Origin of the sequence: Geothrix sp. PMB-07 (assembly GCF_030758935.1) — a bacterium.
Lineage (GTDB): Bacteria > Acidobacteriota > Holophagae > Holophagales > Holophagaceae > Geothrix.
The window spans coordinates 2,625,686-2,640,457 of the sequence record NZ_CP132333.1; the positions used below are offsets into that span (position 1 = coordinate 2,625,686).

The following is a 14,772-nucleotide window of genomic DNA, read 5'->3' on the forward strand; positions in this document are numbered from 1 at the left end:
GTCATGGAGAGATCAGTTCTGCTTGGTTTCGGGTTCGGTGGCCAGCGAGGCCACCGCGGTGCGGCGGGCCTTCACCACGGAGCTGCCCAGCTTCACCCAGATGTGCTTGTCCTCGACGCGGTCGATGGTGGCGTAGAGGCCTGAGCTGAGCACCACTTCGTCGCCAGCCTTCAGCTTCGAGAGGCGGGCTTCCATCTCCTTGCGGGCCTTGCTCTGCGGCCGGATGAGGAGGAAGTAGAACATCAGGCCCATGCCGCCGATGAAGACGAACTGGGTCCAGCCGGGGGGGCCTGCTGCGGGGGTCTGCTGAAACAGGGCGAAGGTCATTCAGGGCTCCTCGGTCATCCATCCGGCGCGTGTGGTCTGGGCGAAGGCCGGAAACCGGTTCTCCAGCAGGGCCTGCCTCGCGGCGCGGGTGAGTCCCACAGTGTAGCTCAGGTTGTGGATCGTGTTCAGCGTGAAGCCCAGCAACTCCCCGCAGCGCAACAGGTGATGCAGGTAGGCCCGGGAGAAGGTGCGGCAGGTGTAGCAGGCGCAATCAGGATCCAGGGGGAGGTCCGCCTCCCGGTGCCTGGCGTTCTTGAGGTTGAGGCGGCCCCTCCCCGTGAGGATGCGCCCATGACGGGCCTCCCGGCTGGGCAGCACACAATCGAAGAGATCCACCCCATGCTCGATGCCGAAGAGCAGATCCTCAGGTGTGCCGACACCCATGAGGTAGCGGGGGCGGTCCTGGGGGAGCTCCTTCACGAACTCGGCCAACACGGCGTTCATCTCGACCTTGGGCTCGCCCACACTGAGTCCGCCCACCGCAAAGCCTTGGAATGGGACCTTCGCATCCAGTTCGAGCGCCTCGGCCAAGTGACGGCGGCGCAAATCCAGGTGGGTGCCGCCTTGGTTGATGGCGAACAAACCCTGGTGCGGCTGCAGCGGCACCGCGCGGCTCCGCGCCAGCCAGCGGGTGGTGCGGGCCATGCTGATTTCGAGTTTCGAGCGCTCCAGCTGGCCCGGCGGGCACTCGTCCAGGGCCATGACGATGTCGGAGCCCAGGTTGCGTTGGATCTCCATGCTGCGCTCGGGCGACAGGAATTGCGGGCTGCCGTCGATGTGGCTCTGGAAGGTGACACCTTCCTCATTCATCTTCCGCAAATCCGCGAGGGAGAAAACCTGGAAGCCGCCTGAATCCGTGAGGATGGGCCCGCTCCAACCCATGAAACGGTGCAGGCCGCCCAGCCTGGCGATGAGCGCGTCACCAGGACGCAGACCCAGGTGGTAGGTGTTGCCGAGGATGACCTGGGGCGCGATCTCACGAAGCTGGACGGGCGTGATTCCCTTCACGGTGCCCTGTGTGCCAACCGGCATGAATGCTGGCGTCAGCACTTCTCCATGAGCCGTGCGGAAGCGTCCAGCGCGCGCGGGCTCCGCTTCACCCCTGCTTTCGCCCCTGAAGGTAAAATCTGAAGTTGTGATCTGAGACATGATGGCGACCTGGCTTTCTTAACAATATTTAACAATTCCATCCTTTTCGCGGCTCAAAGGATGTCGTGGTGATCATGAAAAAACAGAGGAATGCCGCATCCACGGGGGCTTGCAAGCAGTTTCTAAGGCTTGACCAACCGCCGCCCCTTTGCCATCTTAGCCGCTGGGCTCGCCCCAGTTCTTTACCCTAAACCTTGTGGCCGAACCGGTGTTCCCGCTGGCTCGGCTTGTTTTTTCTTCCTGGATCTTTCAAGGGAGTCGCATGAGCAAAGATCCCCAGAAACCCGTTCCCGCCAAGTCGGCTGCCCCCGCAGAGACGTTGGAGGATTCCGTCTATCGGTCCTCCCTCTCCGCAGGGAACGACGCCATCAAGCGGGGCAATCCCATGGTGACCATCCCGACGACGGTGGCCATGTACGCGCTCTTCGGCTTCGTCGCCCTCCAGCTGGCCAAACAATCGTCAGTGGTCAAGGAGAAGCTGAAGACTGTGGGCATCGACATCAGCGAGAAAGCTGAAGACGCTCCGCCGCCTCCCCCCCCTCCTCCGCCGCCACCCCCACCGCCGCCGCCGCCGCCGATGGCCGCTGTCAGCTCCAAGGCCGACACGACCCCCATCGACCCCCGGCAGGAAGTGGTGCCTGAGCAGGCCCCGAAGGAACTGCCCAAGCAGGATCACTCCCTGGGCGGCGTCCCGGGCGGTGTCCCGGGCGGCGTTCCCGGTGGCGTCATCGGTGGCGTGGTCGGCGGTGTGGTCGGCGGCGTGGTCGGCGGTCAGGGCAAGGTCGTGGATTTCGACTTCAGCCAGATCAAGATCAAATATCAGCCCCCCCCGCCTCCCTACCCCCCCCTCGCCAAGATCGCGAAGATCCAGGGAACCGTGGTGGTGGAGATCACCGTGGGACCGGACGGCATCCCCACCTCCGCGGTGGCCAAGGATGGCCCGCCCCAGCTGCGTCCCTCGGCCGAAGCCTACGCCATGCAGTGGAAGTTTGAACCCGCTTTGCTGAACGGGCAGCCGCAGTACGCCCGCTTCAAGCTGACGATGCCCTTCCGACTCAAGTAGCCCACCCCAACCCTGTCATCCACCTTTCTCCTTCCTCATAAGGAAATCTCATGAACCTGCTTTCCTCCCCCCTCATGCTCGCCCTCGCTGAAGGCGGCCACGACAGCTTCTCCCCCAAAGAGCTCTTCATGGCGGCCTCGCCTGCGAACAAGGGGATCATCATCATCCTCTTCATCCTGCTGGCGTACCAGATCTACGTGACGGTCGAGCGCTTCGTGACCTACGCCCAGAGCAACGCGGCCTCCGACAAGTTCCTGAAGCTCTTCATGGATACCCTCCGCCGCGGTGACTTCGAAGCCGCCAAGCGCGCCGCCACCACCCACAACAAGAGCCACGTGGCCCTGGTGCTCAAGCACGGCCTGGACATCTTCCAGTACGAGAAGCAGCTCAAGACCATGAACCCCAACCACGACGCCATCCAGCCCGTGGAGCGCGCCATTGCCCGCGGCACCGCCGAAGTCCTCGAGCTCCTCAAGAAGGGCATGAGCGGCCTGGCCACCATCGGCGCCCTGGCCCCCTTCATCGGCCTCCTCGGCACCGTCATCGGCATCATCAAGGTCTTCTCTGACCTGAAGACCAAGGGCGCTGGCGACATCAACGCGCTGGCCGGCTCCATCGGTGAGGCTCTGGCCACCACCGCGCTCGGCCTCATCGTCGCCATCCCCGCGGTGTGGATCTACAACCTGCTGACCAACAAGCAGGACGTGGTCGTCACCAACATCAACAACGCCGCCTCCCAGATGATCGACGAGTTCATCCGTCGCGAAAGCCAGAACTAAGCGGATATTCCACCCCGTCCGGGGGCGCGAGCCCCCGGGCCATTCAGAGGAGTACACCATGGATGCAGGTGGTGGTAAGAAGGGTGGCGTGAAGTCCGACATCAACGTCACGCCCCTCGTGGACATCGTGCTGGTGCTGCTGATCATCTTCATCGTGATCACGCCCGCGGTGAACAGCAGCGTGAAGCTGCCGCTCGCCAAGCACAGTCCCAAGGCCGAGAAGAACAAGGATGAGAAGTACCTCACCCTGCTCTTCCAGTCCAAGCGCAACGACAAGTACGAAGTCATTGGCCCCGGGCCCGTCCTCATCGACGACAAGGACGCCAAGGACGAAGTCTTCTTCGTGAACAATGAAGCCCAGCAGCAGAAGCTGATCGACTACATCAACCGCAACGTCTCGGCGCTCAGCCAGAAGGTTGTGTTCGTGAAGGCCGACGCGGATCTGCCCTTCAAATACGTCAACGAACTGTTCCAAGTCTGCCGGAAGGGTGGCGCTGACGAGGCGTCCATCGTCACCAGCGAAGACAAGGCCGAAGAGAAGAAAGGGGGCAACTGATGGATGCCGGCGGCCCCAAGGGCAAACAGAAATCCGATATTAACGTCACCCCCCTGATCGACATCGTGCTGGTGCTCCTCATCGTCTTCATCGTGATGGTGCCCGGCCTCGACAAGGCCACCAAGGTGGTGGTACCGCAGGTGGTGGTGCAGAGCAAGCCCACGCCTCCTGATCCCAACAACATCCTGATCCAGCTCGATCAGGATGGGAACATGACCCTCCAGCAGGACAAGGTCGATGCCCAGGGCCTGAAGGACAAGCTTCCCGATGCCGTCATGCTCCAGCCCCTCGGCTATCGGAAGGTCTTCCTGAAGGTGGATGAGGATGTGAAGTTCCAGGCCATGGTGGACGTGCTCGACGCCATTCGCGTCGCGGGCGACATCGCCAAGAAGAAGTCCCTCGAACAGGTCGACAAGTTCCAGGGCCAGGACGGCGGTGACACCAAGGTTGCTGTCTCCCTCCGGAAGCGCGCCGCGGCTACCGCCCCGGTCAGCTAGTTCCTGAAGCTGTCAAAAGAAAAGGGCCCGTTTCGGGCCCTTTTCTTTTGTTCTTTTCCTTTGAATCAGTGGCTGATGGGGCCCGTGGAAACAACGAAATCATCGTTGAATGCCGCTTCTTCTTTCTTCGTGGCGTACGTGGCATCGGACCCGCCGAAGAAGGTGCTGAACTGGAAAGCGTCGATGCCGAAGGCGGGCGTGTCCCGGAACCGGAAATCACGCCGGTCGAAGGCGAGCTTCCCGTCGATCCACCCTTGCACGATCCCATCATGCTGCCCCGGTGCGTTCATCTTCACCCGGTGCTCGATCCAGTACCAGGTGCCCGGCGTGAACACCACCGGCGCGCCGTTCACCATCCAAGCCAGCTCATCACCGTAGACCCCCGCCTGATCAGGGTGGTAGACGTACTCCTTGAGCTGCCCACCGGCCTTCCAGATGAGGCGGACGGAGAAGCCATCTGAATCATTGGGCTTGTGGCCGCCATCGTTCCGGGCCCCACCCGCCAGGCCACGCATCTTGCCCTCTTTGACGAAATCGAAGCCGCTTTGGAACTTGACCCGGTAGGCCACGTACAGTTCCTCAAAGGACTGGAGGGCGCCGCCAGCCCCGAACTGCGTGTTCCAAACGCCGCCGCCCCCTGCCCCCCCAGGCCCCGCCGTGCCGAACTGCCCCGCAGGGTACCAAATCTTCAGGGACCTTCCGCCCTCATAACTTTCCGCCCCTTCCACCACGCTGAGAAACCCCTGGTCAGGGCCATCGGCCCAGGGCGGCCGGTTCCAATCCGTTGAGACGATGGAGGGGCCGTATAAGCCCACGGGATCCTGGGAGAAGTTCAAAGAGAACACCTGAAGGACCGGCTGGGACACCGAGAGCGTCACCGTGGTGGTCGTGGCCCCGGCTCCGTTCTTGGCCGTCACCGTGTACACCGTCGGCGGCGCAGGCGCGGCCGGTGTGCCCGCAATGACGCCGGTGCTGGTGTTCAAATGAAGGTCCCGAGGCAGATCTGGCGCGATCGAGTAGGAAACCACCTGACCCTGCACGACAGGAACATCTGCCGCCAGCGGCGTTCCAACCACGGCCGTGATGGAAGCCTGCGGATAACTCAGCCCCGTTGGCGGCTCCAGGGCCGGAGAGGAGGTGGCACCCGAGGAACGGCCGCTTCCGCAACCTTGCATCCCCGCAAAAACGGCCGTACTTCCTGCCGCGAAGGCAGCCCATCTCCGAGCCATTAATTGACCTGAAGGCATATGAAACTCCGCGGGGGATGTTAAAGCATAGCCAACCATCCGGGGCCCGGCCTCCTGGTTATGCCTGGGGACCTCCGTCCATTCTCCGCCGGGCCCCGAATGCCGTCCCGTAGGCCACCCCAGCCACGGTGATGAGCACACCGGCCAATCCCCAAGAGCTCACCCGTTCCCCGAGCAAAGGCACCGCCAGCAGGAACTGGAAGATGGGAAGGAGCTGGAGCCAGACGGAGGCTTCCGAAACCGACAGCGTGCCATAGGCATCGGACATGAGCATCTGGCCCGCGTAGGCCAGCAGGCTCATGAGACCCGCCAGACCCCAGGGCATCCAGCCCCCAGGCAGTGGTGTGAGGGCAAAGGGCAGCACCACCGGCAACCCGGCGAGGCAGAAATAGAAATAGATCGTGGCGGCGTTGTCGGAATGCCGCACGGCGCGGATGGCATTGGCGCTGGTGGCGGCGAACACCGCAGCGCCCAGGGCCGCCAGCTCGCCCGCGCCCAGGCGGATGCCTGCGCCCAGGTGGCCCTGCCCCAGCACCAGCATCACCCCCAGCGAGGCCGTCAGAAGGGCCAGCCAGAGGTGGACCGAGGGCCGCTCCCGGAGCAGCACCAGCGAGAGGGCCGTGGCGATGACCGGGTAGATGTTGTAGAGGATGCCCGCCTCGCCCGCCGGGATATGGGCCAAAGCATAGAAATAGAGCGCCACCACGGCGCCTCCGGACAGGCCTCGGGCCACCAGCAGCCGGTGGTTGCTCGGGCGGTAGAGCCCGGGCACCAGGCCGAAGACCGCCAGGCTGACCAGGGCCCCCACCACAAAGCGCAGCACCGCCAAGTGACCTGCGCTGAACCCCATGTCCGGCAGGGTGAGTCGGCGCGTGAGAATGGCCATGAGCCCGAAACAGAGCGCCGCCCCGGCCAGTTCCATGCGCGCCAGCAGGCGGCGGGACTGGGAAGCAGTGTGGGCGATCATCCTCGAATCATCCCTGATCGGGCGGGAAAGGCATGGATGAAACCGGGCTCTCAAGGCCGGTCTCTCAAGGGTTGTAGGCACCCTGAGGCAGGTTCAGGCCCGCCGCATGGAACGCGGATTGGAGCGCGCCGCCACGGAAGGCGCCGCGATCCGCGGCTTCCAGGTGATCGAGCAGGTGGGAGAGGTTGGCACCGCTGGGCACGGTGGGTACACCCAGGTCCGCGGCCAACTGCGGCAGCGTGACGTCATCCAGGAAGGTGCCTTCCTCCCGCACCACCGCCCCGCGCAAGGTGTACTGATCCGTGGGTCCCGTGGTGGTGCGCAGGCTGGCAGAGGGCACCACCACCGCATCCACCCAATCAACCCGGCCGCTCCGGTCTTTTCGCTTGGCTTGGGCATCCCGGTCCGCGTGGGCGGCGTATTTCAGATCCTCGCCGCAGAGAAGGCCTGCCACGGTGACGGTCTCGCCGAAACTGAAATTCTTCGCTGCCACGACGCGGAGCTGGCTGCCCACGGCGCGGTTCAATTCGGTCGCCACCCGGCTGAGGGTGGGCGCGAAGCTCGATCCCGTGAGCAACAGCACGCGCCGCCCGGCGAACCCCCGAGCCCGCGGGCTCTTGATGAAGCGGCGGCTATGCTCCAGGAAGCGCCGCACCAGGCCCACACCGTTTTCCAGCTGGGCCCAGGAGCGAGAGTAGAAGGTCCGCCCAGGCACCTCGATGCCCGCGCGGGTGAACCACTCGTCCGCCAGCAGCAGCCAGGGCTCGCCATCGTTGGCCTTGGCGTAACGGCGTACCTCCGGGGTCCAGCGAGCCACCCAGTCCCGCGCGAACTCCGGCCCCACATCGTTCACATCCGGCAGGTTCTCCCGGTGGGCGGTGAGGCCCACGGGCACACAGGAAAGGCTCAACACACTGCCCCGCCCTTCCTTGCGCCGAGCCCAGAGATCATCAAGGGTGCGCTGCCAGATGGCGCCATCGTTGAGTTCCGGAGCCACCACGGCCTGGGTATGCACATCGATGCCACCGGCCAGCAGCCGGTCGATCTTGCGGAGGATGTCGCCCTCTCGCGGATTTCCAACCACCTTCACCCGGGCCACCGGATCTGTGGCGTGGACAGAGACGTGGATGGGGCTCAGGCGCTCGCGGACGATGCGATCCAGCTCCGCATCATCGCTGCTCGACAACGTCGTGAAGTGGCCATAAAGGAAGGACAGCCGGATGTCCTCGTCCTTGAGGTAGAGGGATTTCCGAAACCCCTTGGGCATCTGGTGCACAAAACAGAACACGCAGTTCTGCTTACAGACCTTCACCTCATCCTGGGCCAGGTCCACGCCGATGCCTTCCCCGCCGTTCTCCACAAAGGCCTCGAAGCGGCTGCCGTCGGGCCGCTGAACCACCAGCTCAGCCTCATCCTCACGGGTGATGAGGAACTGGTAGTTCAGCTGATCCAGCACAGCCTCGCCGTGGATCTCCAGCAGGGTGTCCCCCGGGCGGATCCCCGCCTCCTCGGCCAGGCTACCAGGTTCCACACTGATGATCTGAACGCCCTTCTGTGCCAAGCGAGTCTCCCTGCCTGCGAATTGAAGATTCAATTCTGCCAGGGTGGTCCACTGAAACCGTCACCGCGGGATGGAGAGGTTCGTTTTTTGCCCAGTCCGCTGCTACCCTCGTCTCGAAACAAGCCTGCACGACCCATGGCCCACCTCCCGGGGTTCCCTTGAGCATTGAGCATCCCCTAGCCCTCTCTGCTGGCCTTGCCCTCCTCGGCCTCCTAGGGGCTTGTGGTGGCGGCAAGTCGAAGACGGACGTCCCGACGCCGACCTCGCCGCCCTCAGCCCAATGCGCGCCCGCCCCCTCCCCGAACGCGACCGCCAATGTGCGGGATGCGGCCTACGGCGCCAAAGGCGATGGGGTCACCGATGATACCGCCGCCATTCAAAAGGCGGTGGATGCCATGGCGGGCACCGATGGCACGGTGTTCCTTCCCGCCGGCACCTACATGGTGAATCCCGCGGTGTCAGGCAACCGCGGCATCCTGCTCAAAAGCCACATGACCTTTTCCATGGCCAGCGGGGCGGTGGTGAAGGCCATTCCGACCAGCGCTTCGAACTACGCGATCCTCTACGTGGCCGGGGCCAACCACGTGAACATCGTGGGCGGCGCCATCGAGGGCGAACGCTCGGCCCACCGCGGCAGCACCGGGGAGTGGGGCCATGGGCTTTCCCTCAGCGGCGCCCAGGCCGTGGTGGTCGAAGGGGTAACCTCCCGCGAGTGCTGGGGGGACGGCTTCTACGTGGCAGCCTCGACCAACGTCACCTTCTGCAGCGTGGTGGCCGACCACAACCGCCGCCAGGGCCTGTCCATCACCAGCGTGGACGGGATGGTGGTGCGCAACTCCACCTTCAAGAATACCGCCGGGACCCTGCCCGAGGACGGCCTCGACATCGAGCCCAATGCCGGGGACACCGTCAACAACCTCCTGGTGACGGGCTGCACCTTCACGAACAACGCAGGCTTCGGTCTTGAAACCGGGGTGCCCATCGCCCACACGGGAGCGGCCTTCACGACCAACATCACCCTGGATGGCAACACCTTTTCCGGCAACGGGGTAGGCACGTTGAGCACCTCCCCCCGGGGCGGAATCGCGGCCTCCAACTGCAGCGGCCTGCGCATCCTCAACAACACGAGCCTCAACAACCTCGGCTCTGGCCTGCTGCTGCGGGAACATGCCGACACATTCACCGCGAGCGGCAACACCCTGAAGGGCAACCAGGGGGATGGCCTGCTGGTCTATCTTTGCGATGGCGGCAGCATCACCGGCAACACCGTCACTGGCAACACCGGGCACGGCATCTACCCCGTCAATTCCACCAACCTGACCATCACAGGCAACACCGTGTCCGGAAACGGATCAACGCCCTGACGGTACCAGGTGCAGAAACCGGAATGCCGAGAACGCAGTGACTCGGCTTTGCCAGATCATTGCATGGGGGCCAGGGGTGTGCGCGCAGCGCAACGGAGCGTGGAACCCTGGCTGGGGCTAGGCTGAAAGAAGAAGCCCGGCTGAGCCGGGCTTCTTCGCGGGGACCCGGGGGTGTGCGCGCAGCGCGGAACCCCCGGACAGCATCAGGCCGGGGCCTTGGTCTGCTTGCGGGCCTCAACCACCTTGTCCGCATCCCGGCCGACGAGTTCCTGCAGGTGGTGGAAAGCCCAGGTGAAGGAACCGACACCCATGGTGAGGCTGCGCAACTCCACCACCACATCGCCCATCTCAGCCTGGGGGATGTAGGCGGACACCACGTCCCAGCCATTCCAGCCGGGCCGGGCATCGAAGCCCAGCACTTGGCCGCCGCGGCGGCCCGTGACAAGGCGCTGGGCCTTGGGCGTGAACTCGCTGGGCACGGCGATGTGCACTTCGCAGATGGGTTCCAGCAACACGGGGTGGCAGACAGCGCCGGCCTCGTTCATGCCGATGCGGGCGGCGGTCTTGAAGGCCATGTCGGAACTGTCGACGGTGTGATAGCTGCCGTCCACCAGGGCCACGTAGATGTCCACGACCGGGAAGCCCAGGGGCCCGCGCTTCATCCAATCCACAATGCCGTGCTCCACCGCACCGAAGAAGTTCTTGGGCACCACGCCGCCCACGATCTTTTCCTCGAACTCGAAGCCTTCACCTCGGCCGCGGGGCTTCACCTCCAGCCACACATCGCCGAACTGGCCATGCCCGCCGGTCTGATGCTTGTGTCGGCCATGCACCTTCGCAGGTTTGGTGAAGGTTTCCCGGTAGGGCACCATGGGCGGGTGGTGTTCCACGTCGAGCCCGAAGCGGCTCTTGAGGCGGTCCAGTGCGCACTTGAGGTGCACTTCGCCCTGGCCCCAGAGGATGCGCTCCTGGGTTTCGGCATTCTGCTCCACCTTGAGGGAGGCGTCCTCTTCGCAGAGGCGCTGCAGCGCCAGGGACAGCTTTACATCGTCGCCGCTCTTGGTGGTGTGCAGGCTCAGCGCCAGCATGGGCTGCAGCGGCTCAGGCCAGGCCAGCTCCACCTTGGCGGTGGGGGTCAGCCCTTCGCTGGTGTGCACTTCCTCCATGCGACCCAGGGCCACCACCTCGCCCAGCGTGGCCTTCTGCTGCTTGATCTGCTGCGAGCCGAACAGCTTGTTGATGCCGCTGACACGGTTGCCCGCCAGGGAGCTTCCGTCCGCCACCTCGCCGCGCCACACGCGGGAGATGCTCAGCTTGCCCACGTGCTGGGCGTGGACGGTCTTGAACACCTGCACCAGGGTGTCCTTGCCTTCGGGAATGCCCAGACGCGCGGCCGTGACATCCACAAACGGCGCTTCGTCGCAAAGGGCCTGGAAGAGGCGGCGGACGCCCGCGTCCTTGTCGGCCGAGCCGAAGAAGACCGGCACCAGCAGGTCATCCTGCACATCCTTGGCGAGATCCTCCGCGACCTCCTCCAGGGGCGGCACCAAGTCGCTGAGCAGCTCCTCCATCAGGTGATCGTCGAAATCCGCCAGCTTCTCCAGCATGAGCTGCCGCGCCTCGTGCTCCTCCGGCAGCACGGATTCGGGCAGCTGCATCAGATCCGCATCCTTGCCCGCTTCATACTTGTAGGCGTGTTCGCTGATGAGATCGACGTAGCCCGTGATCTGATCGCCATCCCGGATGGGAATCTCCACCAGCACCAGGGGACGCTCGGAGACCACCTGCAGGGCGTTCAGCACATCCTTGATTTTCCCGGCGCTGCCCGCGGCTTCCATCTTGTTGATGAACATGACGTGGGGGACTTTGTGGTCGTCCAGGAACTTCAGCGTGGGCGCCACCATGAGGGCGCGGCCTGGATCCGGGTCCACCACCACCACGGCGATGTCCGCGGCCATGAGGGCGTGGGCGGTTTCCTGGCTGAATTCGACAGATCCCGGACAGTCAATGAGGGTCCAGGCCTGGTTCTGATAGGTGCAGGCCGCCAGGCTGGATTCCACGCTCATCTGGCGGGCCTTGGCCTCCATGGAGGCATCGCCGACGGTGTTCCCCTCCTTGACGGAGCCCTTGCGCGGCAGGGCGCCTGCCACGAAGAGAAGGCTCTCCATCAAGGAGGTCTTTCCAGAGAGGTAGGGCCCGACGATGGCCGCTACGCGTGGAGTTGACTGAGAATTTCCGCTCACAGTGCCCCCTGATTGTCTGGTTCCGATGTGGACCGACCCAAGTGTTCCGACCTTGTTACAAGCTGGCAACACCGAAAAAAAGCCGCCCGGGAAAAGGCGGCTTAAGTCACAAAATGGTGGGGTTTCCAACGGCCTCCAGGACCGGCTTGGAACCAATGGTTCCAAGCCGGCAGAAGCCTTTCTAGTTGCGGAGGGGTCTCCCCGTCTTCAGGATCGCGTCCATGCGAGCCTGCGTTTTCTCATAACTGCAAAGCCGGGCGAAGGCCTGCCGTTCCAGTTCGAGAATGCGCTCCTCGCTGACCTCCTGCACCGGGCTCACGTCGCCGCCGCAGAGGATGTGAGCCAGTTCGCCCATGATGATGGCGTCGTGTTCACTGGCCAGGCCCTGCAACTGGAAATCGCGCACGGCCATCTTGAGTGCCTCGCTGCCCCCCCGGCCTGGCAGGCGCAGGGTGCGCTCCTTCAGGGGCTGGAAGTCTGCGGCCATCTTCAGCACTTCCTGCTTGGCCTCGTTCAGCAGGAAGGCCTTGTTCATGACGCGGCGATCGCTGCGCCGCAGGTAGCCGTTGCGCTGGGCCTCATCGAAGCTGGTGTGTACCGCGGCTGTTCCGATGCCCTGGAAGCTAGCCTTCACCTTGGGCATGGGCCCCAGTTCGCCCCTGGCGGCCATGGCATCCTCCATGCGCAGAAGCATCTGCAGGCAACCGCCGCCCGCGGGGATGACACCCACACCCACTTCCACCAGGCCGATGTAGAGCTCGGCATGGCCCACCACGCGCTGGCAGGCCATGGACATCTCGCAGCCGCCGCCCAGGGCCAGGTTGAAGGGTGCAGCGACGGTGGGGAACGGGGCGTAGGTGAGCATGCGGCCCGCGTACTGCAGGCGCCTCGCCACTTCCTCGATCAGATCGTACTGCTTGTCCTTGGCGGCGTTCAGCACCATCACCAGGTTCGCCCCGGCACTGAAGTGCTGGCCCTGGTTGCCCAACACCAGGCCCTTGAAGCGCCCGGGCACGTGCTTCTGCACCGAGTCTTCCATCAGGCCGATGATGCCGTCATCCAGCGCATTCATCTTGCTGCGGAAAGCCAGGCAGGCCACATCATCACCAATGTCGAGCAACTGGCAGCTGCCGTTCTCTGCCACCACCTTGCCCTTGCCCTCTTCGCGCTTGAGGATGATCACGCGCTTGTCTTCGAGGATGGCGTCGTAGGCCAGGGTCTTCGGATTCAGCTGCGCCACCGGTACGCCATGCTCCCAGCGGTAGAAGCTGGTGAGGCCCTTGGCCAGCATCTGCTCCACGAGCGGGGCGATGGGACGCTCCTCGAAGCGCATGCGTGCCACCACCCGTTCGACACCGAGCGTGTCCCACAGCTCGAATGGGCCCAGCTCAAAGGCGAAGCCGTTGCGGATGGCACGATCCACGTTCAGGGGCCCGTCCGTTACCTCGCCCAGGCGGTTCACCGCGTAGGTGAGGTTCGGCGCAATGCAGCGCCAGGCCAGTCGCCCGGCCTCGGTGTCGCTGGTGAGCAGCGTCTTCACCTTTTCCGCGGGATCATCGATGCCCTTCAATTCCTTGAGCAGGGGCCAGTCCTTCTTCACCTGCGGGATGTACTCGCGGGTAGTGGGATCGATGGCCAGGAAGGTCTTCTTGCCCTTGGCGTCCTTGGGCCCCTTCTTGAAGAAGCCCTGCTTGACCTTGTTCCCGAGCAGTTTGTTGTCGAGCATCCACTGCAGGAATTCCGGGAACGTGAAGACCTCGCGCACTTCATCATCGGGGCACAGGTCGTAGACGTTCTTCGCCGTGGCCGCGAGGATGTCCACACCCGCCAGATCCGCGGTGCGAAAGGCCGCGCTCTTGGCCCGCGCGGCTGCATCGCCCAGCACCAGGTCCAGCACCTCGAAGGGCACCTTCTCTTCCAGAGCAAGGTGCAGCGTGGCCATGATGCCGTGGATGCCGATGCGGTTGCCGATGAAGGTGGGCGAATCGAAGGCGGGCACCACCTCCTTGCCCAGGGCCTCTTCCAGCCAGGTGCGGAAGGCCGTGGCCTCCACCTCATCCACCTCGGGGCCCTTTACGAATTCCAGCAACCGGAGGTAGCGCACCGGATTGAAGAAATGGGTGATGACGAAGTGCTTGCGGAAGGCGTCGCCGCGGCCTTCCACCAGCAGCTTCAGGGGAATGCCCGACGTGTTCGAGCTCACCCAGGCGCCGGGCTTCAGGTGGGCCTCCAGGCGGCCGTACAACTCCCGCTTGATGGCCAGATCCTCCTTCACCACCTCCACCACCCAGTCGCAGTCCGCCAGGCGGTCCAAGTGGTCGCGCAGGTTACCGGGCCGGATCTTCTTCAGGTAGGCGGCGTGCATGACCAGGGCCGGTTTGGATTTGGCCAGGGCCGCCAGGGCGCCCTCCGCCAACTTGTTGGGTGCCGCCTCGTCAATGACGATGTCCAACAGTTCCACCTGGCAGCCCGCCGAAGCCACGTGCGCCGCAATGCCCGAACCCATCACACCTGAACCGAGCACGCCGATCTTCTTGATGGTCATGGAAAACTCCTTTTAGTCCACAGATTCCACGGATTTCACAGATTCTGATTGAGTCTGGGTATTGGAAGCTCCGACCATCCGTTTGGTTTCGAGGGATCTGGTCCCGAAATTCAACAGAAGCCCAACCGGCCTTCCACTCACCTTTAGGTAGTTCAGGAGTTGCGCATCCTCGATGGGGCCCAGCCGAACGAGGGCTTTCAATTCGACGATGACGCGGTTGAAACAAATGAAATCAGCTCGGTAGGCCGTGTTGAGTTTTTCGCCTTTGTATTCGATGGGAAGCAAAGCCTCCCGCTCGAACGGAATGCCTCGCAGCCGAAATTCATGGGCCAAAGCTTCCTGATAGGCCGACTCAGCGAATCCACAGCCAAGCACCCGGTGAACCTCCGTGGCCGCACCGATAATGGCGAAAGTCTCTGGATCCTTGGCTTCCACGATTGCCCCAGATGAATCTGTGTGAATTCGTGAAATCTG

The 14,772-nt window shown here is 63.9% G+C and carries 13 protein-coding genes; 5 read left to right on the plus strand and 8 right to left on the minus strand.

Going from position 1 to position 14,772, the window contains the following annotated elements:
• Positions 1–12: 12 nt before the first annotated feature.
• Together yajC and tgt are read right to left on the minus strand one after the other, a co-directional pair.
• Positions 13–327, minus strand: coding sequence for a preprotein translocase subunit YajC (gene yajC / locus Q9293_RS11660; protein ID WP_306246649.1), 315 nt, complete (start codon positions 325–327; stop codon positions 13–15).
• Positions 328–1,467: a tRNA guanosine(34) transglycosylase Tgt gene (gene tgt / locus Q9293_RS11665; protein WP_372342209.1), complete on the minus strand. Its 1,140-nt coding sequence runs from the start codon at positions 1,465–1,467 to the stop codon at positions 328–330.
• 271 nt (positions 1,468–1,738) lie between these two features.
• Here tgt and Q9293_RS11670 point away from each other — a divergent pair, with 271 nt between their 5' ends.
• From Q9293_RS11670 to Q9293_RS11685, 4 genes are read left to right on the plus strand one after another with little or no spacing between them, the layout of a single operon-like run.
• Positions 1,739–2,539 carry an energy transducer TonB gene (locus tag Q9293_RS11670; protein WP_306246653.1) on the plus strand — a complete coding sequence of 267 codons (801 nt, stop codon included), beginning with the start codon at positions 1,739–1,741 and terminating at the stop codon, positions 2,537–2,539.
• Between the two features lie 50 nt (positions 2,540–2,589).
• Positions 2,590–3,318 carry a MotA/TolQ/ExbB proton channel family protein gene (locus Q9293_RS11675; RefSeq protein WP_306246655.1) on the plus strand — a complete coding sequence of 243 codons (729 nt, stop codon included), beginning with the start codon at positions 2,590–2,592 and terminating at the stop codon, positions 3,316–3,318.
• Positions 3,319–3,376: 58 nt separating this feature from the next.
• Positions 3,377–3,874: a biopolymer transporter ExbD gene (locus tag Q9293_RS11680; RefSeq protein ID WP_306246657.1), complete on the plus strand. Its 498-nt coding sequence runs from the start codon at positions 3,377–3,379 to the stop codon at positions 3,872–3,874.
• Complete coding sequence (locus Q9293_RS11685; RefSeq protein WP_306246659.1) at positions 3,874–4,371, plus strand: biopolymer transporter ExbD; 498 nt, start codon at positions 3,874–3,876, stop codon at positions 4,369–4,371. Before Q9293_RS11680 ends, Q9293_RS11685 begins: the two co-directional genes overlap by 1 nt.
• 65 nt (positions 4,372–4,436) lie before the next feature.
• On the opposite strand, the gene Q9293_RS11690 is transcribed toward Q9293_RS11685, so the two are convergent.
• The 3 genes from Q9293_RS11690 to Q9293_RS11700 form a co-directional block, all read right to left on the minus strand.
• A complete protein-coding gene (locus Q9293_RS11690; RefSeq protein ID WP_306246661.1) occupies positions 4,437–5,657 on the minus strand; it encodes a polysaccharide lyase in 1,221 nt (406 codons plus the stop codon).
• Between the two features lie 19 nt (positions 5,658–5,676).
• Positions 5,677–6,585, minus strand: coding sequence for a DMT family transporter (locus Q9293_RS11695; RefSeq protein WP_306246663.1), 909 nt, complete (start codon positions 6,583–6,585; stop codon positions 5,677–5,679).
• Between the two features lie 64 nt (positions 6,586–6,649).
• On the minus strand, positions 6,650–8,146 hold the full coding sequence (locus Q9293_RS11700) for a DUF512 domain-containing protein (RefSeq protein WP_306246664.1): 1,497 nt from the start codon (positions 8,144–8,146) through the stop codon (positions 6,650–6,652).
• 158 nt (positions 8,147–8,304) lie between these two features.
• Here Q9293_RS11700 and Q9293_RS11705 point away from each other — a divergent pair, with 158 nt between their 5' ends.
• Positions 8,305–9,510 carry a right-handed parallel beta-helix repeat-containing protein gene (locus Q9293_RS11705; RefSeq protein WP_306246666.1) on the plus strand — a complete coding sequence of 402 codons (1,206 nt, stop codon included), beginning with the start codon at positions 8,305–8,307 and terminating at the stop codon, positions 9,508–9,510.
• A gap of 203 nt (positions 9,511–9,713) precedes the next feature.
• Here Q9293_RS11705 and Q9293_RS11710 read toward each other — a convergent pair whose 3' ends face one another.
• The 3 genes from Q9293_RS11710 to Q9293_RS11720 form a co-directional block, all read right to left on the minus strand.
• Positions 9,714–11,681 (minus strand): elongation factor G, encoded by a 1,968-nt coding sequence (locus tag Q9293_RS11710; protein ID WP_306246668.1) that lies wholly within the window; start codon positions 11,679–11,681, stop codon positions 9,714–9,716.
• 253 nt (positions 11,682–11,934) lie between these two features.
• Positions 11,935–14,298: a 3-hydroxyacyl-CoA dehydrogenase/enoyl-CoA hydratase family protein gene (locus Q9293_RS11715; RefSeq protein WP_306246670.1), complete on the minus strand. Its 2,364-nt coding sequence runs from the start codon at positions 14,296–14,298 to the stop codon at positions 11,935–11,937.
• Positions 14,299–14,310: 12 nt separating this feature from the next.
• The gene (locus Q9293_RS11720; protein WP_306246672.1) at positions 14,311–14,733 is read right to left on the minus strand and encodes a GxxExxY protein; all 423 of its coding nucleotides are present in this window, start codon (positions 14,731–14,733) and stop codon (positions 14,311–14,313) included.
• Between the last annotated feature and the right edge of the window lie 39 nt (positions 14,734–14,772).

Coding starts and splice junctions, on each gene's coding strand:
- Q9293_RS11670 (WP_306246653.1), top strand. CDS start 1,739: ATGAGCAAAGATCCCCAGAAACCCGTTCCCGCCAAGTCGGCTGCCCCC.
- Q9293_RS11715 (WP_306246670.1), bottom strand. CDS start 14,298: ATGACCATCAAGAAGATCGGCGTGCTCGGTTCAGGTGTGATGGGTTCG.
- Q9293_RS11675 (WP_306246655.1), top strand. CDS start 2,590: ATGAACCTGCTTTCCTCCCCCCTCATGCTCGCCCTCGCTGAAGGCGGC.
- Q9293_RS11695 (WP_306246663.1), bottom strand. CDS start 6,585: ATGATCGCCCACACTGCTTCCCAGTCCCGCCGCCTGCTGGCGCGCATG.
- Q9293_RS11680 (WP_306246657.1), top strand. CDS start 3,377: ATGGATGCAGGTGGTGGTAAGAAGGGTGGCGTGAAGTCCGACATCAAC.
- Q9293_RS11685 (WP_306246659.1), top strand. CDS start 3,874: ATGGATGCCGGCGGCCCCAAGGGCAAACAGAAATCCGATATTAACGTC.
- Q9293_RS11690 (WP_306246661.1), bottom strand. CDS start 5,657: ATGGTTGGCTATGCTTTAACATCCCCCGCGGAGTTTCATATGCCTTCA.
- yajC (WP_306246649.1), bottom strand. CDS start 327: ATGACCTTCGCCCTGTTTCAGCAGACCCCCGCAGCAGGCCCCCCCGGC.